The 22,665-nt window shown below is 59.0% G+C and carries 18 protein-coding genes; 2 read left to right on the top strand and 16 right to left on the bottom strand.

Going from position 1 to position 22,665, the window contains the following annotated elements; genetic code table 11:
- Positions 1-148: 148 nt before the first annotated feature.
- Positions 149-2,254, top strand: a complete 2,106-nt coding sequence (gene recG / locus AC13QE_RS19955; RefSeq protein WP_488484952.1) for an ATP-dependent DNA helicase RecG — start codon at positions 149-151, stop codon at positions 2,252-2,254.
- Positions 2,255-2,296: 42 nt separating this feature from the next.
- Here the strand turns inward: recG and AC13QE_RS19950 are convergent, their stop codons facing one another.
- The 15 genes from AC13QE_RS19950 to pcsA all read right to left on the bottom strand — a co-directional run bounded on the left by AC13QE_RS19950 (position 2,297) and on the right by pcsA (position 20,272).
- The gene (locus tag AC13QE_RS19950) at positions 2,297-3,784 is read right to left on the bottom strand and encodes an esterase-like activity of phytase family protein (RefSeq protein WP_488485012.1); all 1,488 of its coding nucleotides are present in this window, start codon (positions 3,782-3,784) and stop codon (positions 2,297-2,299) included.
- Between the two features lie 238 nt (positions 3,785-4,022).
- Positions 4,023-4,721, bottom strand: coding sequence for a DUF502 domain-containing protein (locus tag AC13QE_RS19945; protein ID WP_488484951.1), 699 nt, complete (start codon positions 4,719-4,721; stop codon positions 4,023-4,025).
- Between the two features lie 176 nt (positions 4,722-4,897).
- Positions 4,898-6,724 carry a glutamine--fructose-6-phosphate transaminase (isomerizing) gene (gene glmS, locus AC13QE_RS19940; RefSeq protein WP_488484950.1) on the bottom strand — a complete coding sequence of 609 codons (1,827 nt, stop codon included), beginning with the start codon at positions 6,722-6,724 and terminating at the stop codon, positions 4,898-4,900.
- A 113-nt stretch (positions 6,725-6,837) separates the two neighbouring features.
- A complete protein-coding gene (gene glmU, locus AC13QE_RS19935; protein ID WP_488484949.1) occupies positions 6,838-8,199 on the bottom strand; it encodes a bifunctional UDP-N-acetylglucosamine diphosphorylase/glucosamine-1-phosphate N-acetyltransferase GlmU in 1,362 nt (453 codons plus the stop codon).
- A gap of 101 nt (positions 8,200-8,300) precedes the next feature.
- Positions 8,301-9,035, bottom strand: coding sequence for a FadR/GntR family transcriptional regulator (locus AC13QE_RS19930; RefSeq protein ID WP_488484948.1), 735 nt, complete (start codon positions 9,033-9,035; stop codon positions 8,301-8,303).
- A gap of 28 nt (positions 9,036-9,063) precedes the next feature.
- A complete protein-coding gene (gene yjfF / locus AC13QE_RS19925; protein WP_132716551.1) occupies positions 9,064-10,032 on the bottom strand; it encodes a galactofuranose ABC transporter, permease protein YjfF in 969 nt (322 codons plus the stop codon).
- Positions 10,029-11,057, bottom strand: a complete 1,029-nt coding sequence (locus AC13QE_RS19920; RefSeq protein ID WP_488484947.1) for an ABC transporter permease — start codon at positions 11,055-11,057, stop codon at positions 10,029-10,031. The genes yjfF and AC13QE_RS19920 overlap by 4 nt, the downstream gene beginning before the upstream one ends.
- Positions 11,054-12,577, bottom strand: coding sequence for a galactofuranose ABC transporter, ATP-binding protein YtfR (ytfR, locus tag AC13QE_RS19915; RefSeq protein ID WP_488484946.1), 1,524 nt, complete (start codon positions 12,575-12,577; stop codon positions 11,054-11,056). Before ytfR ends, AC13QE_RS19920 begins: the two co-directional genes overlap by 4 nt.
- A 130-nt stretch (positions 12,578-12,707) precedes the next feature.
- On the bottom strand, positions 12,708-13,670 hold the full coding sequence (gene ytfQ / locus AC13QE_RS19910) for a galactofuranose ABC transporter, galactofuranose-binding protein YtfQ (protein ID WP_112338366.1): 963 nt from the start codon (positions 13,668-13,670) through the stop codon (positions 12,708-12,710).
- Positions 13,671-13,811: 141 nt separating this feature from the next.
- On the bottom strand, positions 13,812-14,888 hold the full coding sequence (locus AC13QE_RS19905; protein WP_015339856.1) for a BMP family ABC transporter substrate-binding protein: 1,077 nt from the start codon (positions 14,886-14,888) through the stop codon (positions 13,812-13,814).
- 53 nt (positions 14,889-14,941) lie between these two features.
- Positions 14,942-15,862, bottom strand: coding sequence for an ABC transporter permease (locus AC13QE_RS19900; RefSeq protein ID WP_488484945.1), 921 nt, complete (start codon positions 15,860-15,862; stop codon positions 14,942-14,944).
- Positions 15,859-16,944 carry an ABC transporter permease gene (locus AC13QE_RS19895; RefSeq protein WP_112338363.1) on the bottom strand — a complete coding sequence of 362 codons (1,086 nt, stop codon included), beginning with the start codon at positions 16,942-16,944 and terminating at the stop codon, positions 15,859-15,861. Before AC13QE_RS19895 ends, AC13QE_RS19900 begins: the two co-directional genes overlap by 4 nt.
- Entirely contained in the window at positions 16,934-18,508 is a 1,575-nt protein-coding gene (locus tag AC13QE_RS19890; protein ID WP_488484944.1) for an ABC transporter ATP-binding protein, read from the bottom strand. Before AC13QE_RS19890 ends, AC13QE_RS19895 begins: the two co-directional genes overlap by 11 nt.
- Positions 18,509-18,550: 42 nt before the next feature.
- The gene (locus AC13QE_RS19885) at positions 18,551-19,534 is read right to left on the bottom strand and encodes a quinone oxidoreductase family protein (protein ID WP_488484943.1); all 984 of its coding nucleotides are present in this window, start codon (positions 19,532-19,534) and stop codon (positions 18,551-18,553) included.
- A gap of 12 nt (positions 19,535-19,546) precedes the next feature.
- The gene (gene pcsA, locus AC13QE_RS19880) at positions 19,547-20,272 is read right to left on the bottom strand and encodes a phosphatidylcholine synthase (RefSeq protein WP_488484942.1); all 726 of its coding nucleotides are present in this window, start codon (positions 20,270-20,272) and stop codon (positions 19,547-19,549) included.
- A gap of 212 nt (positions 20,273-20,484) precedes the next feature.
- Here pcsA and AC13QE_RS19875 point away from each other — a divergent pair, with 212 nt between their 5' ends.
- The gene (locus AC13QE_RS19875; RefSeq protein ID WP_488484941.1) at positions 20,485-21,687 is read left to right on the top strand and encodes a UbiH/UbiF family hydroxylase; all 1,203 of its coding nucleotides are present in this window, start codon (positions 20,485-20,487) and stop codon (positions 21,685-21,687) included.
- On the opposite strand, the gene AC13QE_RS19870 is transcribed toward AC13QE_RS19875, so the two are convergent.
- The gene (locus AC13QE_RS19870) at positions 21,664-22,653 is read right to left on the bottom strand and encodes an AEC family transporter (RefSeq protein ID WP_488484940.1); all 990 of its coding nucleotides are present in this window, start codon (positions 22,651-22,653) and stop codon (positions 21,664-21,666) included. The genes AC13QE_RS19875 and AC13QE_RS19870 overlap by 24 nt on opposite strands.
- Positions 22,654-22,665 lie beyond the last annotated feature (12 nt).

The following is a 22,665-nucleotide window of genomic DNA, read 5'->3' as shown; positions in this document are numbered from 1 at the left end:
CTCTATAAAACCAGCGCTCAAAGGTGGGAACCGGTTTTTCAGAAAAAAGCACCTGCGATGCAATTTTCCGGGGAGTGTGGAGCTCAAACGGATCGAGTTCTTCGCTGCCCCTTGCCAAATGCGCCCTGCCCGTCGCATTTTGCCTGCCATGCGTCCCGCTATCCTCGACCCGCTATTTGCCTCTATTTCTTCGCTATCAGGCGTCGGGCCGAAGGTATCCGAGTTGCTGGTAAAGCTGCTGGATCGGGAAACCATCGACGATTGCCGCGTCATCGACCTGATTTTCCACGCGCCGCATTCGATCATCGACCGGCGAGAACAACCGGGCATCGCCCGAGCGCCGCAGGGCGCCATCGTCACCATCACCGGCCGCGTCGATCGCCACCAGCCGCCGCCCAACCCGCGCAGCAACGTGCCCTATCGCGTCTATCTGCACGACGAAACAGGCGAACTAGCGCTGGTCTTTTTTCGCGGCAAGGCGCAATGGCTCGAAAAGCAGCTGCCGATCGATGAAACCGTTACCGTCAGCGGCAAGGTCGACTGGTTCAACGGCCGACCGTCGATGGTGCATCCGGATTATATTATGCGCGAGAGCGAGGCGGAAAACCTGCCGCTGGTCGAACCGGTCTATCCGCTAACCGCCGGGCTTACGCCGAAGTTCCTGCGCAAGACGATAGAGGCAGCATTGCCGCGCATCCCGCAGCTGCCCGAGTGGGATGATATTGCTCTCACGCAGAAGCATGGCTTTCCCTCGATCTCCGATGCCTTCCACATGCTGCATGCGCCTAGGGATGCGGCCGATATCGATCCGCAATCTCCCGCGCGCCGCCGGCTGGCCTATGACGAATTCCTGGCGGGGCAATTATCGCTTTCGCTGGTGCGCCAAAGGCTGCGCAAGGTTGCGGGGCAGCCTGTGCAGGCTACTGGAGAAATCAGCGGCAAGATACTGGAATCTCTTCCTTTCTCTATGACGAATAGCCAGCGTGATGCGGTTGCGGATATTCTCAAGGATATGGCAGGCACCGAGCGCATGCTCCGGCTGCTGCAGGGCGATGTCGGCGCGGGCAAGACGCTGGTGGCGTTGATGGCGATTGCCGCCGTGATCGAAAGCGGTGGCCAGGCAGTGCTCATGGCGCCGACTGAAATCCTCGCCCGACAGCACTTCGCCACGATTTCAAAATTCGCAGCAAGTGCAAGCCTTTCTGTCGAAGTTCTCACAGGCCGCACGAAGGGCCGGGAACGGGATGCAATCCTGGAGCGCATTGCTTCCGGCGAGGCGCAGATCATCATCGGCACGCATGCTTTGTTTCAGGACAGCGTCGCCTATGCCAATCTGATGCTGGCTGTGGTCGACGAGCAGCACCGCTTCGGCGTCCACCAGCGCCTGCGCCTGACCGCAAAGGGTATCTCTCCCCACATGCTCGTCATGACCGCAACGCCGATCCCACGGACGCTAGTGCTGGCCGCCTTTGGCGACATGGATGTTTCCAAGCTCACCGAGAAGCCGGCGGGCCGAAAGCCGATCCAGACGATCACCATTCCGAATGAACGAACCGGCGACATCGTCGCGCGCCTAAGGAGTGCGCTAGCGGAAGGCAAAAAAGCCTATTGGATATGCCCACTTGTGGAGGAATCCGAAGAATCAGATTTAATGTCGGTGGAGGAGCGGCATGAGACACTGACCAAGGCGCTCGGCCCCGGCATCGGCTTAATCCATGGCCGCATGAGCGGCCCCGAAAAAGATGCCGTGATGATGGCGTTCAAGAATGGCGAGATCCGTCTGTTGGTGGCTACGACAGTCGTCGAAGTGGGCGTCGACGTGCCAGATGCGACGATCATGGTCATCGAACACGCCGAGCGTTTCGGCCTGGCGCAGCTTCACCAGTTGCGCGGGCGCGTCGGTCGCGGCGACGAAGCCTCGACCTGCATCCTGCTCTACAAAGGCCCGCTCGGCGAAACCGGGCATGCCCGGCTGTCGATCATGCGAGAGACCGAAGATGGCTTCCGCATTGCCGAGGAGGACTTGAAGCTGCGTGGCGAAGGTGAGCTTCTGGGGACACGCCAGTCCGGCACACCGGGCTTCCGTATCGCCAGCCTCGAGGCTCATGCCGATCTTCTCGAGATCGCTCGCAAGGATGCCGCCTATCTCATCGAGCGCGATCCGGAACTGACCAGTGAGCGTGGCAGTGCGGTACGCACCCTGCTCTATCTCTTCCGCCGCGATGAGGCGATCCGCTTCCTGCGAGCTGGGTAGGCGGATGGACGCGTTAGCCGCATCCATCCGCGTTTCATCAGATCACTTTGCGGCGAGACCGGGAATGGTAACCTGGAATACCTGGAACATGGTGTCGACATCGGCGCCGCTATCATCCTTGTAGGCAGCGCCGACCTGGAAACCATCCTGGGTGATGAAGTCGTTGTCGTTGGCGACGAACAGGAAGTAATCGTCCGGCAGCTTTGGATCCTGAACGCTGACGATCGACATGGCCTCCCACTTTTCCGAGAGGTTGTTGCGGTCGTTCGGCGCGCCGTTATGCAGACCGAAGCGCGCTAGATCGGCGCTGTCGTTGATATCGATGAAATTGCTGACTGCCGCCGGCTTTACCGAAGGATCAAGAACGCCCTTCGGCGCGACCGCTGTATCGCTGTCGAACTTGCCGCCGGCAATATCGGTGGCAGCGGAAACATCGACAGCCACAACGCTGCGATAGAGCGATTTATCGCCCTTCTGGCCATAGCCATTGTTGCTGTCGCGCGCGAGCATCAGGAAGCTTGTCGATGAGAGCGCCACGATTTCGCTTTGGGCGGCAACGGCCGTCTTGCCCTTGTCATTGGTGAAGACCGGCAGCGGCACAACATATTCGTGCACCAGCTTCAGATTTGCAGGGTCGGCGGCATCATAAACCAGCGCGCGGGTATTCTGGCGCGTGGAGCTGGAATCGCCGCCATCCTGGCGGGTTGCGGACTGGAGCACCACGATCAGGAACTTGCCGTCCGGGGTCAGAGACATGCCCTCGAAGCCTTGGTTGTTCTGGCGCCCGCTGGTCGGATCCTTCGGATCGGGCGCGGTTTCGCCGGGACCTGGGTTGTTCGAGGAAAAATTCACAACGCCCTCGCGCATAGGCAGAAATGCGGCCGGCGGTGCCGTGGCCGAGATCATCAGCCCATCCGCCGAGAAGCGGTAGATATAGGGACCGTATTCATCGCTGATGAACATCGAACCATCGGGCAGCCGGGCAATGGCTTCGTTATCGAGCGAGATCTTGCCGTTCGGTGCCTGCGGCAAAAGCGGCATGCCGCCTTCCGCCTGGCGAACGCTGTTGGCTGGATCAAGGCCAGTGGTTTCGTTGCCTTTGTTGTCTTTCAACAGCAGCGTATCCACGAGCTTGGCTTCGAGGCCCGACTGTTCCTGGCCGGCTGGAGGTGTTGCACCGGGGGCAACCGGCGTCAGCTTGATATCGATGGTGTTGAGACGCCCGCGGTAATCCGTGGTTCCGGCGACATTATAGCCGCGGTCCGGCAGCAGCCATAGCGAGCCGTTGTAGGTGCCATCGGCATTGCGAACCCAGCTCTTGGTATCGATCGACATGCCCGAACCGGAACCGAAGGTCTCGCCGAACTTATCGCGCAAATTGGCCGGGATGCGGCCGACCGCGACGCGGCCCTTGTTGACGAGCGTCACGCCTTCGACCGTGACGGAATTATCCGCCAGCGCCGGCATCGGAGCCGTGAAAACAAATGTGGCAAGCGCCGCCGACAGCAGCGGCAAGCTCTTCGAACGCATATAGCTCAAGACAATATCCTCCTGATGAAAACATTTGCGGAGACAATGGCATTTATCTCCGGCGCGTTTTCGGGCCGCGCTAAGAACTGCAGTCCGGCGCCGGTGCCCCGAACATTCGATGCTGAGATACATGCGATTATCTGCCCCGACTGACGATCTAAGGTGTCAATATGATAGAGGCATGACAATTCGCGCAAAACGCGAAGCTATTGATCCAACCATTGGAAGATGAGCAATTCTAGCTCAAGGAGTTCATCGGAACCGGCTGCTGCAGTTTCTTGGCTGCGACCAGTTCCTTGTATTCCGGCGACACAAGGCCGCCTGAGATCAGCAGCTTGGCGCCATCTTCAGGGCTCATATCGAGCACCGTGATCTTCTCGCGCGGAACGAAGACAAGGAAGCCGGCCGTCGGCACCGGCGTCGGCGGCAGGAAGACCGCCACCATGTCCTGACCCATGGCATTGAATTTCGAGGCGATCTCGCCCTTGGCATCCGTCGATATGAAGACCATGGACCAGAGGCCGGGGCTTGGATATTCGATCAGCCCCACCTTCTTGAAGGATGTGCCCTGCTCCTTCAGCACAGTCTCGAAGATCTGCTTGACGCTCTTGTAAATGGTTCGCACCAGCGGCACGCGATTGACGATCGACTCACCGAAGCGGACGATGCTCTGACCGATCAGGTTCTTGGCCAGAAAGCCGACAATCGTGATGAAGATCATCGCAATCACTAGGCCCGTACCGGGCACAGCGAAGTTCAGATAGCTCTCGGGATCGTACCGCGCGGGAATATAGGGGCGAACCCAGCTATCGGCCCAATGGACGACGGACCAGGTCAGCCATAGCGTAATGGCGATCGGGGCACAGATAATCAGGCCGGCCAGGAAATTGTTTCTGATCCGCGTCGTCACGGACATTTTGATGAGTTTTTCAGTCATTCGCCGCTCGAAAACTCCGTCCCGTCGCTACCGCTTCCCGGCAAACCCTCCCCACCATCTCCGTGGGCGAATCGTGCCAGAAATTGGCGCGGCATACAACCCGGCAGCCGCGTCTGCGAGCCGAACAAGCGATCGACTCACGAGGACGTGACGGCAAATGCGCGGCGGAAGGAATCCTATTCCACGGTGACCGACTTGGCGAGATTGCGGGGCTGATCGACATCCGTGCCCATGAACACGGCCGTATGATAGGCAAGCAATTGAATCGGCAGCGAAAAGATGATCGGCGCGATGATCTCGTCCACGATGGGCAAGGTAATGGTCGCCATGGTCGGCAATGTCGATGCGGCAGCGCCAATTTCATCGGTGATGAAGATGATTCGACCGCCACGAGCCGCAACTTCCTGCATGTTGGAAACGGTCTTATCGAAGAAGCGGTCATGCGGGGCGATGACGATAACGGGCATGTTCTCGTCGATCAACGCAATCGGCCCATGCTTCAATTCGCCGGCCGCATAGCCCTCTGCGTGGATGTAGGAAATCTCCTTGAGCTTCAGCGCGCCTTCCATGGCAAGCGGGAAGCTGGTGCCGCGGCCGAGATAGAGCACATCCTTGAACTTCGAGATCTCGCGCGACAGGCTTTCCATCTGCGGCTGGATGATATTCAGAACATTCGCCATGATACGCGGCATCTCGACGAGATGGCGCACCATTTCCTGTTCATTTTCGGCACTGATGGTACCTCGAGCGACGCCTGCTCCAATCGCCAGCGAGGCGAGAACGGCAAGCTGGCAGGTGAAAGCCTTCGTCGAGGCGACACCGATTTCCGGGCCAGCCAGGATCGGAAACACGGCATCGGATTCGCGCGCGATGGTCGATTCCCTCACATTGACGACAGCACCGATTTTCAGGCCGTTGTCCCGGCAGTAGCGCAGCGAAGCCAAGGTATCCGCGGTCTCGCCGGACTGCGAGATAAACAGCGCGGCCTGCGACGGCGACAGTGGCATTTCGCGATAGCGGAACTCGGAGGCAACATCGATTTCGACCGGCAGCCGCGCATAGCGCTCGAACCAATATTTACCCACCAAGCCGGCGAGATAGGCGGTGCCGCAGGCTGATATCGCAAGGCCGGAACCCCCCCCGAAATCGATGGCAGAGACATCCGGGCGCACGCGATAGCTGGCGAAATCGACATAGTGACTGAGCGCGTGGGAAATGACTTCCGGCTGCTCGTAGATTTCCTTTTCCATGAAGTGGCGGTGATTACCCTTGTCCACCACATAAGCCGTCGCCTGTGAGATCTGCCGCGGTCGGCTCACTTCCTCGCCGCTGAAATCGAGAATGGTCGCGCCGGCATGGGTGACGATGGCGCAGTCACCATCGACAAGATAGGTGATTTCGTTGGTGAAAGGCGCAAGCGCGATCGCATCCGAGCCGAGGAACATTTCGCCCTTGCCGTAACCGACGGCAAGCGGCGGACCGGAACGCGCCGCAATCAGCGTGCCGGGATCATTCTGGAACATCACGGCCAATGCGTAGGCGCCGGTCACGCGGTTCAGCATTTTCAGCGTGGCTGTACGTGCGTCCAAGCCCTCGCGGACATATTTGGCCAGAAGATGGGCGACGACTTCCGTATCCGTCTGCGAGGCAAATTCCTGCCCTTCGGCCTTCAGCTCTTCGCGCAGCTCGGAGAAGTTTTCGATGATCCCGTTATGGACGACGGCAACGCCTTCCACGAAATGCGGGTGGGCATTGGTTTCATTCGGAACACCGTGGGTTGCCCAGCGTGTGTGTGCAATGCCCGTCGTGCCTGGCAGAGGATCCGTCTCCAGCCGCTTCTCCAGATTGAAGAGCTTTCCTTCCGCGCGGCGGCGATCCATCACGCCGTCATGGATCGTCGCGACTCCAGCCGAATCATAGCCGCGGTACTCGAGCCGCCGCAGCGCGTCCACCAAACGCTCCGCCACAGGCTTCGTTCCGACGATCCCAACAATACCGCACATACAGCTCTCCGTCTGGCCTCAGATATGAAGGCAAGTCCTAATCATTCCTGCAATTTTCTCAATTGCAACCACGGTCACTTTCGATTTCGGACCGTTACGTCAACGCACGAGTCTTAGTGGCCGCCCTTTTTCGCTGCCTTGATGGCAAGGGCTCGCTCGCGGATCACCTTGGCCCGCTCCGGCTTTATTTCCTGGCGAGCCCGGCCGAAGGCCAGCGCATCGGCCGGAACATCCTCGGTGATGACACTGCCGGAAGCAATATATGCGCCGTCGCCGATGCGGATGGGCGCAACCAGCGACGAATTGGAACCGACGAAAGCATTGGCGCCGATATACGTTTCATGCTTGTTGACGCCATCATAATTGCAAGTGATCGTACCCGCGCCGATATTGCTGCCGGCTCCGATCGTCGCATCACCGATATAGGTCAGATGATTGACCTTGGCGCCCTCGCCGATCTTGCCGTTCTTGACTTCGCAGAAATTGCCGACCTTGGCGCCACCGGCGAGATCGGCGCCCGGGCGCAGCCGTGCAAAAGGTCCGACTGTCGCTCCAGCGCTGACATGGGCGCCCTCAATGTGCGAGAAGGCATGAATGACTGCGCCTCCCTCGATGACCGCGCCCGGCCCGAAGACAACATTCGGCTCGATCAGCGCATCCTGGCCGATCACGGTGTCATAGGCGAGGAAAACGGTTTCCGGCGCTATCATGGTCACGCCCGACAGCATCACCTCATGCCGGCGGCGCTCCTGCCAGAGGCGCTCGATGAAGGCAAGTTCGGCGCGGTTGTTGCAGCCGGTCATCTCGACTTCGGGCGCATCGACGGCAACGGCGCGTCCGCCAAGCGAGCGGGCGATCTCGACGAGATCGGTGAGGTAATATTCGCCGTTGGCATTGTTGTTGCCGATGCGGTCGAGAAGCTCCAGCGCCTTGCGGCCGTTGATCGCCATCAGTCCGCTATTGCACCATTTTATCGCCAGTTCGGCATCGGTTGCATCCTTGGCTTCTCGAATGGCAATCAGCTCGCCATCCTTGACCAGCAACCGGCCATAGGCGTTGGGATGTTCCGTATGAAATCCGATGACGACGATGTCGTTACCATCGGCCAGTCCCTCGCGGGCGGCACGGAGCGGCACATCGGTCAGCAGAGGGACGTCTCCGTAGGCAACAATAATGTCGTCATATCCACGGGCAATCGCCTCGCGCGCCGCCAGCACGGCATGACCCGTGCCGAGACGTTCCTTCTGAAGATAAGATTCGATGGTGATGCCGCCGATCGACGCTGCCGCGCTGACCTCATCCGCATTGCGCCCGACAACCAGCGCCGCCGCCGAAATCCCGGTCTTGGAGATCGCATCCATGACATGGGCAATCATCGGGCGCCCGGCAATCGGATGCAGGACCTTCGACATCGATGACTTCATGCGGGTACTGTCACCGGCGGCGAGGATGATGGCGAGGCAGCTGCGTTCCATTTCAGGCTCCGAGATATACGGTCAGGCGTCGGCACAGGCCGAGCGACTCCCCTCATATCAACAAGTCGAGCGATGAACTACGGCGAAATTCAAGGCGACCTTTAGGCCTCGGCGAGAGCCTCGAAAGCTTCGAGGACATGCTGACGCCCATCGATGATCACAAATTCCATCGCCTTATGAGCGGAAAGGCTGTCACGCGCCGCTATCGCGTCCACTATCGCCATATGCGTGTCCGCAATATTGGCGAAACCATTGGTAGACGGCGGCGCGCTCATGCGGAACATGCCCACCAGTGCGGCTTTGATAAGCCCACCCAGCGACCGCATGAACGGATTTTGCGAAGCCTCAGTAATTGCCAAGTGAAAATGCAAATCGGCGACTGCGAGGCTGTCGGAAGTATGGTGCGGCGCTGCCATGGCGGCAGCAAGATTGCGAAGCAGTTCGATGTCCTCACGGCTGGCCCTTTTCGCCACCAGACTCGCGGCGAAAGGCTCGAACGCCATGCGTATATCGTAAAGATGAAGAAGAAATTCCTTGTTGACGCCGCTTTCGAAATGCCAATTGAGCACTTCATTATCGAACATGTTCCAATGGATCTTCTCGGTCACGCGCGTGCCGACGCGCGCACGCGGCACCACCAGCCCCTTTGCGGCCAAAGTCTTCATGCTTTCGCGCAGAACCGTGCGGGATACCTTGAACCGTTGCAGAAGCTCGCTGTCACCGGGAAGAATGCTTCCGATCGGAAATGCACCCGAGACGATCGCCTTGCCTAACTCATCGACCACCTGAGCGTGGCTCGTGCGAGATTTTCCCTCGGTTTTTCCGGTCTCAAGCATTCGGTTTCGCAAGAGCTCTGTCCCTCCCTCAGACATATCGTCGGTTCAAGCGGGAAAGCAGCAGAAGTCCCTTCTGCATCAGAATAAAGGCAAACAGCAGCAAGCCGATCAATATCTTCGTCCACCAGCTGGAAAGGGTTCCATCGAAGGTGATGTAGGTCTGAATCAAGCCCTGTATGAGAATTCCGATGAGTGTTCCCCCGACGAACCCCGCTCCTCCCGTCAGCAGTGTTCCCCCTATGACCACGGCAGCGATCGCATCGAGTTCGACGCCGACCGTGGCAAGCGAGTATCCGGCAGATGTATAGATAGAAAAAACGATTCCGGATAGGCCAGCAAGAAATCCAGAAAGGGCATAGATCTGGATTGTCGTCTTGCCGACAGGCACGCCCATCAGCACCGCCGTTTGAGCGCCGCCACCGAGAGCATAGACATTGGCGCCGAAGCGGGTGCGCTGCGCCAGCACAATGCCGCCGGCAAAGACGAGCAGCATGAGGCCGCCGATCAATGTCAGCCGGCCGCCGCCAGGCATCAGCCAATAGAGGTCGTTGAGCTGAGAGTAGAAATCATGTTCGATCGGAATGCTGTCGATCGACAGCACGAAGGCGATGCCTCGCGCCAGAAACATGCCGGCCAGCGTCACGATGAAAGGCGGCATACTGAGATAGTGAATGATGGCACCCATGCCGGCGCCAAAAATCGTCGTGATGACAAGAGCAAGAACGAACGCGATCAACGGGTGGATCGCCGTATCGCGCAGAATGACAGCCAGGAAAACGCCGGTAAAGGCAATGATCGAGCCGATGGACAGGTCGATGCCGCCCGAGATGATGACGAAGGTCATGCCTACGGCGGCAATTCCCAAAAATGCGTTATCGGTCAACAGGTTGCCCATCACCCGCGTCGACAGCATATTCGGATACTGCGTCACGCAGGCGATATAGGCCAGAATGAAGATGAGGATCGTCGCAAGCAGCGGAAGATATTTCGAATTCACTTTGCCTGCTCCTTTTGCACCATCTGCCCCTCGTCTCGGCGACGCCAGAAGAATGACGTGGCGGATTGAACCGCCGGAGACTGGATGACCAGAATGACGATGACGATAATCGCCTTGATCACCAGATTGAATTCCGGCGGAAAGCCGGAGAGCAGGATGCCTGTATTGACCGATTGAATGATCATTGCGCCGATCAGCGAACCGACGATGCTGAAACGACCACCGAGCAGCGAATTGCCGCCAACCACGACCGCAAGGATCGCATCCAGCTCAAGCCACAGACCGGCATTATTGGCGTCCGCACCCTTGATGTCGGCCGTAACGATGATACCCGCGATGGAGGCACAAAGGCCGCTCAATGCGTAAACCGCAATCAGCAGGACCGGGGTCCGGATACCGGACAAGGTGCTTGCCCGGCGATTGATGCCGATGGCTTCGACCAACATTCCGAGAGCCGTGCGCCGGACCAAAGCGATCACCAAAAGCGCAGCGACAAGCCAGATCACCACCGGCATCGGCAGGGCAACGAACGAGCCGCTGCCAAGAAAGATCAGTCCGTCATTGTTGAAGGTAAGGATCGCGCCCTCAGTGATCAATTGCGCAATGCCGCGGCCCGCCACCATCAGCACCAGCGTTGCGATGATCGGCTGGATATCGAGTACGGCGACGAGGAAACCGTTCCAGAGCCCACATGCCAGACCGACGCCAATCGTCAACAACAGCGTATAGGAAAGCGAGTAGCCGGCAACGATCGAGGATGCCGCAACAGCACCGCAGATTGCGATGACCGCGCCGACGGACAGATCGATGCCTTTCGTGGCGATGACTAGCGTCATGCCGATGGCAAGCAACGCTACCGGCGCACCACGATTGAGTACGTCCACCAAGCTTCCGTAGAGTCTTCCATTCTGAACTTCCAGATGAAAGAAATGCGGGAACATTATGAAATTCAAGAGAAGAATAACCGCGAGTGCGATGAGCTGAGGCAGCAGCCGAAGCAAGGAGGTTTTGATTGGCGAGCTCATGCGTCCTCCCGCGTCTTTTGAGCCGTGGCGATGGCCTCGACGATATTTCCGGCCGTGATCTCACTTCCGGCCAACTCGGCAATATGTTCGCGGTCACGCAGGACGATGACGCGCGAACTATAGGCGACAAGCTCCTCAAGTTCGGATGAAATGACTACCAGGGACATTCCTTGCCGGCAAAGATCCTCGATCAACCGGATGATTTCCGCATGGGCACCGACATCGATGCCGCGCGTCGGCTCATCCAGGATGAGGAAGCTCGGATTGGTCGCCAGCCATCGAGCAAGGATCGCCTTCTGCTGGTTACCGCCTGAAAGCAGCCTGATCGGCTTTTCTCGATCGGTCGTGCGGATATCCAACGCCTTGATATAGCGATCGGCGATGGCGTTCTGCTCGCTGCGCGGCAAGGGCCTTGCCCAGCCTCGCCTTGCCTGCAGCGCCATAACGATATTTTCGCGAATGGAGAGATCACCGATGATCCCATCGGTCTTGCGGTCTTCCGGGCAGAAGCCGAAGCCGCTCTTAATCGCCGCGCGTGGACTGGAAAGCGCAATGGTCTTGCCTTCGATTTTCGCCTCGCCGCTGTCGGCGCGCTCGACGCCGAAGAGCACTTCGGCAGTTTCTGTGCGCCCTGAGCCAAGCAGGCCGGCAATGCCGACTACTTCGCCGACGCGCACCTCCATGTCGAACGGCTTGATCTTGCCGCGCTTACCGAAATTCGTGAAGTGATATCTGACCGGGCCGCTTTCCGTCTCGCTCTGCTTTATCGTACTTTCCGTCTCGGCGAGTTCGCGGCCGAGCATCATGGCGATCAGGGTCTGCCGAGGAAGACCCTTCGCATCGCGCGTGCCGACCAGCCGGCCGTTGCGGAGAACGGTAATGCGATCGCAGATTTCGTAAACCTGCTCCAGGAAATGCGTGATGAAGACAATTCCCAGCCCGCGCTGTTTCAATCGCCTGACGATGCCGAACAGCATCTCGACTTCATGCGTATCCAGGCTCGCAGTGGGCTCATCGAGAATGAGGACCTTGCCGGAAAGGTCGACAGCGCGAGCGATGGCGATCACCTGCTGAATGGCGACCGAAAAGCGATCGAGCTGACGGCTGACATCGATATCCAGGCCATATTGCGACAGCAGATCTCTGGCCATCTTATTCATGACGCGGCTGCTGACCATCCCGAATCGCCGCGGCTGACGGCCCAGAAACAAGTTTTCCGCAACGCTCAGATTGGGCAGCAGGTTCACTTCCTGGTAGACGGTTCCAATACCGAGCTTCTGAGCGGCAAGCGTATCATGCGGATCGATCTCGGCCCCATCGAGAACCAGGGCACCCGCATCGCGGCGATAGGCGCCGGTCATGCATTTGATCAGGGTCGATTTTCCAGCACCGTTCTCGCCGAGAAGCGCATGGACCTCGCCGCGCATCAATGTGAAATCGACATGATCGAGAGCGGTCGAACCGGGGAAATATTTACAAAAACCTGTCGCCGTCAGAAGTCGCTCTACGTCGTGAGCCATGAAGCGCGAATTTCCTTGGAATGATTCAAATTGCGAAAGCGATAGCCGGCGCATTCCGTGGGTGCGCCGGCATCTTGCACAGGATATCGCACCGGCGCGGCATTGCCGATCCGGTGCGATGGCTTTCGTCTTAGTAGCCAAGGTCCTTCTTCTGCTCGTAGACCTTCTGCGGATCATCCGCCTGGGTATAGAGCTTGGATTCCGTCTGGATCCACTTCGGCGGCTCTTTCTTGGTCTTCAAATAGGCATCGAGCGCATCGAAGGCAGGACCTGCCATGTTCGGCGTCAGTTCAACGGTTGCGTTCGCCTCACCGGCAGCCATGGCCTTGAAGAGATCCGGAACCGAATCGATCGACACGGTCAGGATGTCCTTGCCCGGCTTCAGGCCAGCTTCCTTGATCGCCTGAATAGCGCCGACGGCCATATCGTCGTTATGGGCGTAAAGCGCGCAGATATCCTTGCCGCCGTTTTCAGCCTTCAGGAAGCTTTCCATGACTTCCTTGCCCTTGGCGCGGGTGAAATCGCCGGTCTGGCTACGAACGATCTTCAGATTGTCGTGACCCTTGATGGCTTCCTCGAAGCCCTTCTTGCGGGCGATGGCCGGCGAGGAGCCGGTCGTGCCCTGCAGCTCGACGATGTTGCACTTCTTGTCGCCGACCGTCTTTACAAGCCAGTCACCGGCGACCTTGCCTTCATGAACCAGGTCGGACGTGACAGCTGTCAGATAAAGGTCCTTCGGTGCAGCAACCGTGCGGTCAAGCAGAATGACCGGGATCTTGGCTTCCTTGGCTTCCTTCAGGACAGCATCCCAGCCGGTCTCGACGACCGGTGCCAGCAGGATCGCATCAACGCCTTGCGCGATGAAGGACCGGATCGCCTTGATCTGGTTTTCCTGCTTCTGCTGCGCATCGGCGAACTTCAGATCGATGCCGCGCTTCTTGGCTTCCTGCTTCGTCAGCGTCGTTTCGGCCGCACGCCAACCAGACTCCGAACCGATTTGCGAGAATCCGACGACCAGGTCTTTAGCCGATGCCGATGTGAACATGCAGGCAGCGAGCATCGTCGCACTGATCAGTGCAGTCTTCAACTTCATGATTTCCTCCCAAAGGCCATTTCCTCAGGCCAAGGTTTAAAAATCATATAGTAATACTTTTGTAAATCAGCATTCGATGTTGCAGCGCAACAAAAAGGGGCGTTTTGAACGCCCCTTCTCAACTTAAACTATTTCTCGTGCTTACTTAGAAGCCGGCAGCTTGTCGTCCACGCCTTCGATGTAGAAGTTCATGCCGAGCAGGGTGCCGTCATCGGCCTTTTCGCCGGCCTTGAGCCAGGGCGTACCGTCCTGTTTGTTGATGGGGCCGGTGAAGGGAGCAAGCTCGCCTGACTTGATCTTGGCTTCGGTTTCCTGAGCCATCTTCTTCACGTCGTCAGGCATATTCGTATAGTCGCCCATCTTCAGGATGCCGTCCTTCAGGCCGTCCCAGCTCTGCTCGGACTTCCACGTGCCATCGAGCAGCGCATGAACGCGCTTGGAGTAGTAGTTACCCCAGGTGTCGATGATCGCCGTCAACTGCGCCTTCGGGCCCGCCTTGATCATGTCGGAAGCCTGACCGAAAGCGTGGATGCCGCGCTCTTCAGCCACCTGCATCGGCGCCGTCGTATCGGTGTGCTGCGTCAGAATATCGACACCCTGGTCGACCATAGCCTTGGCGGCATCGGCTTCCTTGCCCGGGTCGAACCAGGTGTTAACCCATACCACCTTCAGCTTGAAGCTCGGATCGATGGAGCGGGCGCCCTGTTCGAAGGAGTTGATGCCCATCACCACTTCCGGAATCGGGAAGGAAGCGATGTAGGCGGCACCATGATTCTTCGATGTCTTGGCGGCGATCTGGCCGAGGATATAGCGGCCTTCATAGAAGCGCGAGTTGTAGGTTGCGAGGTTCGGGCCGCTCTTGAACCCGGTCGCATGCTCGAACTTCACCTTCGGGAACTTGGCGGCAACCTTGACGGTCGCGTCCATGAAGCCGAATGAGGTCGAGAAGATCAGCGAGCAGCCGGAACGGGCAAGGCGCTCGATGGCGCGCTCGGCATCCGGGCCTTCCGGTACGTTTTCGAGATAGGGCGTTTCGATCTTGTTGCCGAATTCCTTCTGGATCTGCTGACGGCCGAGATCGTGCGCCTGCGAATAGCCGCCGTCCGTGTGCGAACCGACATAGACGAAGCAGACCTTGGTCGGTGCTGCTTCAGCAGCGGCAGCGAAACCAACGATGGCGGCGGCTGTCGTTGTGAGGGCGAGTGCTAGTTTTTTCATGGTTACCCCTACTGGTTTGACGTGTTTTGCAGAAATCGGTCCGGCTGTTGCAATCAGCGCTCCGGAACGAAGGCTTTGCCGAGCGACGCTGGCGTGTTGATCAAGGTCGCGCGGCGATTTTGAGAGATGATAACGAGAACCACAATAGTCGACGCATAGGGCAGCATCGACAGGAATTGCGAGGGAATGCCGACGCCGAAGCCCTGCGCATGGAATTGCAGGATCGTCACGGCACCAAAGAGATAGCCGCCAGCCAGAACGCGCATCGGCCGCCAGGATGCGAAGACGACCAATGCCAGCGTCACCCAGCCGCGGCCGGCCGACATGTTCTCGACCCATTGCGGGGTGTAGACCAGCGACAGCTGAGCGCCTGCAAGCCCCGCGCAGGCACCGCCGAACATGACTGCGAGATAACGGGTGCGGATGACGTCGATGCCGAGAGCATGGGCCGAGCCATGGCTATCGCCGACGGCGCGCAGCTTCAGGCCGGCACGGCTGCGGAAGAGGAACCAGTTGACGCCGACGAGCAGCGCGATCGACAGATAGAAGGTCAGGTCCTGCTTGAACAGCACCGGGCCGAGGAACGGTATGTCCGACAGCAGCGGAAAGACGATCTCGTGCAGCTGCACGCCCGGCACGCTGACATAACCTTCGCCGATCATGCCCGAAAGGCCGAGCCCAAGGATGGTCAGCGCCAGGCCGGTCGCAACCTGGTTCGTCACCAGCGTCAGCGTGAGAAAACCAAACAGCAGCGAGAAGAGCGCGCCCCCGACGATGCCGGTCAGCAGGCCGACATAGGGCGATCCGCTCATCTGCGCTCCGACGAAAGCAGCGACCGCACCAATGATCATCATGCCTTCGACACCGAGGTTGAGGACGCCGGAGCGTTCCACCACGAGCTCGCCGAGGCCGGCGATGACGAGCGGCGTCGATGCGGTGATGATGGTGAGCAGGATGGCTTCAAACACATTCATGCCGCACCTCCACGGACCCGCGACCAGACCACACGGATTTTGTAATAGATCAGTGTGTCGCAGGAGAGTACGAAGAACAAAAGCAAGCCCTGGAAGACGCTGGCCGCCTTGGCGGAGATACCCGGCGACAATTGCGCGGCTTCACCGCCGAGATAAGTCAGCGCCAGCACCAGACCGGAGAGAATGGCTCCGAGCGGATTAAGGCGTGCAAGAAAGGCGACGATGATGGCGGTGAAACCGTAACCCGGCGAAATCGCCGGCTGCAGATGGCCGATGGAACCGGAAACTTCAGATATGCCCGCCAGTCCCGAGAGTGCACCGGAGACGAGGAAGGCGAACCAGACCATTTTCCGCGAGGAAAAACCGGCAAAGCGCCCTGCCCGCGCCGACTGTCCAAGCACGCTTATCTCAAAGCCTTTCAGCGTATATTTCATAATGAACCAGGCAAGGATCGCCGCGACCACGGCGAAGACGATGCCCCAATGCGCACGCCCGGAGTCCTCCCAGATCGCCGGCAAAACCGCTTCCGGCGGAAAGTCAATGCTCTGCGGGAAGTTATGGCCCTGCGGATCACGCCATGGCCCGCGCGACAGCCAATCCAGAAATAGCTGCGCGATATAGACCAGCATCAGGCTCGTCAGGATCTCGTTGGTATTGAAATGCGCCTTCAGGAGCGCCGGAATGGCGGCATAGAGCGCGCCGCCGACGGCGCCAGCGATCAGCATCAAAGGCAGGATCACGGGCGAATGCCAATCGGTGAAGACGATAGGGATGAAGGAGCCGGCGATCGCGCCCATGGTGAACTGCCCTTCGGCGCCGATATTCCAGTTGTTGGAGCGATAACAGAGGCAAAGGCCGACGGCGATCAGGATCAGCGGTCCGGCCTTGATCGCCAGTTCGTGCAGCGACCAGACCTCCAGCAGAGGTTCGACGAAGAATGCATCGAGCGCCTCGACGGGATCCTTGCCCATGACGGCGAACATGATGGTGCCAGCGATCAACGCCAATGCGAGAGCAAGCAGGGGCGATAGCAAGCCGAACAGCTTGGAGACCTGCGGGCGCTTTTCAAGTTCAATGCGCATGTGCAGGCTCCGAATGCGTCTTCGATTCATGCAGACCGCCCATCAGCAGTCCAATCTTCTCGCGGGTCAGCTCGCCGGCCGGATAGGACGGCGACAGACGCCCTTCCGAGATGACGGCGATATCGGTCGCGACTTCGAAAATCTCATCCAGATCCTGGCTGATGACGAGCACGGCCGAGCCGTCGCGGGCGAGATCGACCAGTGCCTGGCGGATGCGGCTTGCGGCGCCGGCGTCAACGCCCCAGGTCGGTTGATTGACGACGAGTACGCTCGGCTGGCGATCCAGCTCACGGCCGACGATGAATTTCTGCAGATTGCCGCCAGACAGCGCGCCGGCAGCCGGATCCTCGCCGCTCTTGCGCACATCCATTGCCTCGCAGATGCGCTTCGTCGCCTGCTTGACCGCGCCGTGCCTGATGACATTGAAGAAGCCACCCCCCAGGAACGACTTGCGATCCGACTGATGCCGGGCAAGCACGAGGTTATCCGATAACTTCAACGTCGATACCGCAGCATGGCCGTGGCGTTCCTCGGGCACGAAGCCAGCGCCGATCAACCGGCGCGCATTGATGCCCTTGGTGCCGACGGACTTGCCGCGAAGCTGGACGAGATCATCCGCGGGGACCGTGTATTCGCCGGAAATGACATCGAACAATTCGCCCTGGCCGTTACCGGCAACGCCGGCAATCGCCAACACCTCACCGGCCCGTACGCGCAGGGAAACGTCCTTCAGCGCCATGGCAAACGGGGTTCGCGACGGTGCCGAGAGGCCCGCGATCTCCAGGAGAATATCCCCCTTATTGCCAAGCCCCTCGTGCTGCACGCTGGCGACATCATTGCCGACCATCATGCGGGCGAGAGAACCGGTCGTTTCCTGCCTGGGATCGCAGGCGCCTGTGACCTTGCCGTGACGCAGGACGGTGGCGCGCGAGCAGATGCGCTGCACTTCTTCAAGCCGGTGGCTGATATAAAGCACAGAGCGGCCCTCATCCCTCAACTTAAACAGGGTTTCGAAAAGGCGATCAGCTTCCTGCGGTGTCAAAACCGAGGTGGGCTCGTCGAGAATGATCAGTTTAGGGTTTTGCAGGAGCGCCCGAACGATCTCGATGCGCTGGCGTTCTCCGACGGACAGATCGGCCACATGTGCATTCGGATCGAGCGGTAAGCCATAGGCGTGAGAGAGCTTCGCGGCTTCTTCGGAAATTTTTGCGAGCGGGATATTGTTGTCGAGCGAGAGCGCTATATTTTCCGCGACAGTCAGTGCCTCGAACAAAGAAAAATGCTGAAATACCATGCCGATGCCGAGCTTGCGCGCCGTGCCGGGCGCATCGATCGCCACAGGCTGTCCCTGCCAGACGATCTGCCCATGCGACGGTTCGAGCACGCCGAACAGCATCTTGACCAGCGTGGATTTGCCAGCGCCGTTTTCGCCTAGAAGGGCGTGAATTTCGCCTGGCTGAATTTCGAGATCGATTTCGTTGCAGGCTGCAAAACTACCGAAGAGTTTCGTCAGTTTGCGTACTGACAATAGTGCACCGGCTGTCGGCGCATCAGATGACGACACGTTCCCCTCATTTCCTTCCCACCGTTCCTGCCCTTTACGGATCTATGGGATCAGCAGTGTAGTTCCACTCGTTTTCCTGGCTTCCAGATCCGCATGTGCGCGCCCTGCGTCAACAAGCGGATAAGTTTGATGAATATTGATACGCACTTTGCTGCTTTGCACAACAGCAAATAACGCCTTTGCACTGGCTCTCAACTCCTCAGGTGTACCGACATAGGCGAAAAGGCTCGGCCGCGTGGCAAAGAGCGAACCCTTCTGGTTGAGGATGGCGAGATTGAAATTCTCGATCGGACCGGAAGACTGGCCGAAGGTGACCCACATCCCGCGCGGCTTCAGGCAATCGAGCGACTGCGGGAAAGTATCCTTCCCAACCGAGTCATAGACGACATCGACGCCCTTGCCTCCGGTGATTTCGCGAACGCGCTCGGCAAAATTCTCCTTGCTGTAGTCGATGACGTGGTCGTAGCCATGCGCCAGCGCCAGTTCGACCTTTTCGGCGGAACCGGCAGTGCCGATGACGGTTTCGGCGCCGAGGGCTTTGGCCCACTGGCCGGCGATCAGGCCAACGCCACCGGCGGCCGCGTGGAACAAAAGCGTCGTTCCAGGGCCGACCTTGAAGGTGCGGTTTAGCAGATATTCGGCCGTCATGCCTTTCAGCATCATCGATGCGGCGGTTTCAAGCGGGATATCGTCGGGCACCTTCACCAGATGGCGGGTCTCGATGTTGCGTTCGACGCTGTAGGCGCCATCGCTGCCGACATAGGCGACGCGATCGCCGACAGCAAAATCGGTCACGCCAGGCCCAACTTCGGTGATCGTGCCCGCAGCTTCCTTGCCGAGCGGCAATGGAAACTGAGGTGCCTTGTAGAGGCCGGATCGAAAATAGACGTCGATGAAGTTGAGACCGATCGCGGCTTGACGAAGCTGCACCTCACCCGCGCCGGGAGGCGGCAGATCCACCTCCTCCAGCTTCATGACCTCCGGACCGCCATTCTCATGGATACGGATGACTTTGGTCTTCTTCATGATGCGCAATCCTCATTGACGTCCGAGCGACGGGAAAAACTGCAGCACGGCACCGATGCAATAGAGATAGATACCGCTGATGACGAAGAGGACAACGGCCCATTGCGGCATGACGAAATGCATCAGCAGCGAATAGATGCCGAGTGCCGACCAGAAGAGAAATATGCCAAGATTCAGCGGCCGCAAGCGCTTGACGCGCACGGGGTGCAGAAAATTGATCGGCAGAAAGGTCAGGACGACGGAAACGCCCACGAGAATCATGGCTGTCGTGGCGCTGGCGCCGATGACGAAAAGCGTGAAGATCACCATGTTCCAGACGACCGGGAACCCGGAGAAGAAATATTCGTCCGTCTTCATGCCGGTATCGGCGTAATAGATGGCACTGGAAACGACGATCATCCCGGCTGCAACAAACGACCAGGGCTCGCCGATCATGCCGCTCTCATAGAGCGCGAATGCTGGCAGAAGCACATAGGTCACGTAATCGATGATATTGTCGAGCGTATCGCCGGACCAGTTGGGCAGCACCTCCTTGACGCGGACCTTGCGCGCGATCGGCCCATCGATGCCATCGACCAGCAACGCCAGGCCAAGCCACCAGAACATATCGACAAAGCGATGTTCTGATGCCGCGACGACGCCGAGAAAGGCGAGAAACGATCCGGATGCCGTCAGTATATGAACGGAGAAGGCACGCATCTCCGCATAAGGCACCCGCTTGTAATTGAAGATTTTCATCCGCCCCACGACTCGTCAGCTTATTCACCTGCCCCGGCAGGCGGTTTTTCTTGCTAATATGCATCCTTTGGTCGGCATCGCCAGCGCAAAAGCGTTTATCGGGGCACGCTAGCGCGACTTACTGTCATTTTCACCCGTTGCGATGTTTCATCCCATGGATTTCAACAGGCTAAGCGCTTATTTTCAGTACCGAAGGCAATTGAGGCATCGATATGAAGCAGATTGAAGTGGCCGTTATCGGCGGTGGGCTCGCCGGCATGATCACGGCGTTCGCACTGGCGCGCGGCGGAAGATCCGTCGCCCTTGTGGCCGCGCCGCACAACAAAGCCGACAAGCGGACCACGGCGCTGATGGATCAATCGATCCGCTTTCTGGAGCGACTGACGCTATGGGAAAAGATCGCGCCTTCGGCGGCGGCGCTGACCACGATGCGCATCATCGATGGCACGTCACGGCTGCTGCGGGCACCGACGGTCTCGTTCCGGGCATCGGAAATCGGCCTGGATGCCTTCGGTTACAATATTCCGAATGCCGTGTTGCTGGACAACCTCAGCCAAGCCATCGAAGCGGAAGGCAATGTCAGCCGCATCGAAGCGACGGCTTCCGAAATCACCTTCCGCGATGATGGTGTCGCTATCACTCTCGACAATGGTGATTCGATCGATGCGGCATTCGTCGTTGGCGCGGACGGCCGCAATTCGACAGTGCGAGAGACCCTCGGAATCAAAACCAAGGGCTGGTCCTATCCGCAGTCGGCGATGGTTCTGAATTTCGCGCATAGCCTGCCGCACCAGAACATCTCCACGGAATTCCACACCGAAAGCGGCCCCTTCACGCAGGTACCTCTGCCCGGCAGACGCTCCAGTCTCGTCTGGGTGCAGAAGCCGGCCGAAGCCGCTGCCAATGCGGAGAAGTCGCTCGAAGAACTCGGCCGCTTGGTCGAGGAGCGGATGCAGTCGATGCTCGGCCAGGTCACGATCGAGGACAGCGTGCAGGTCTGGCCGCTTTCCGGCATGACGGCCTATCGCTTCGGCAAGGGGCGCGCCGCGCTGATCGGCGAAGCAGCCCATGTCTTCCCGCCCATCGGCGCGCAGGGCCTCAATCTCAGCCTTCGCGATATCCTGGCCTTGTCGGACATTCTCTGCTCGCGCGCTGACCAGCCGATCTCGGCGACATCGGGCGACAGTTTCGATCGCAAGAGGCGCGCCGATATTGTCAGCCGCACGGCGAGTGTCGATCTCCTCAATCGCTCGCTTCTGTCGGATTTCCTGCCCGTGCAGATGCTGCGGGCAGCAGGCCTGCATGTGCTTTCGGCCATCGCGCCGCTCCGCAACATCGTCATGCGCGAGGGCATCGAACCCGGCGGCGGCCTGCGCAATTTTTCCTCGGCATTACGGGAAAAGCTGCGCCGGTAGGGCGCCCGACTTTATCAGGTAAAGCACCAGCGAAACCGTCACCACGGAACAGGCCGTGGTGATCAGGATAGTGGCGGAGGCCCGCTCCTGCCAGACGTCGTATTGCTGACCAATGACAAAGACATTCGTTGCCGTCGGGAGCGCCGCAAGCAATACGGCCGCCTCGATCCAGATCGGATCGAAGCCGCCGACCGCTTGTAGAACGACATAGACCAAGAGCGGATGCAGGACGAGTTTTGCCGGCACGATGTAGCCGATCTCGATCGGAATCCGCTTTAGCGGACGCAGCGCGAGCGTCACACCCATGGCAAATAGTGCGCAAGGAGCAGCAGCTTGCGCGAGATAATTGACAAATCGCTCGAAGGCGAGCGGCTGATGGAGAGAAAACGCTGCCACGACGAAACCCAGCGCGGTCGACAGGATAAAGGGGTGCAGCAGCACCTTGCGGCCAATATCCACGGCGAGCTTCGCCGGCGAACGCCTGTCGGCACTTTCCAGTGCCATCTGAGCGGGTGCGACGATGAAGTGCAGCGCATTTTCGAAGCAGACGATCAGCGCCACCGGAGCGGCCGCCTTTTCGCCAAGCGCCAGCAGCGCAAGTCCCGGCCCCATGTAGCCGATGTTGCCATAAGCTCCCGCAAAGCTCTGGATGGTGCTGTCGGCAACCGAATTGCAGCGCAGGAAACGGCCGATCAGAAACAGCAGCAGGAAAATCGAGTAAGTCGCGGCGATATCGGTGGCGATGAAGTCGATCCGCGTTAGTTGTTCGATCGGCGTCTGGGACACAAGCTTGAAGAACAGGGCCGGCAACGCGGCATAGATGATGAACGTGTTCAACCAGCCGAGCGCCTCGGCCGGCTGCTTCGTAACGCGTGCGGCGACGTAGCCGACCAGGATCAGCCCGAAGAACGGCAGCAACAGACCAACAATATCAGCCGTGGGGGTCAGCCATCGGGCATGTTCCATTTGCCGAGAAGA

This window comes from Martinezella sp. CNPSo 3957 (assembly GCF_057784395.1).
The sequence above is the reverse complement of the archived record's forward strand: the minus strand, read 5'-3'. Positions and strand labels throughout refer to the sequence as shown.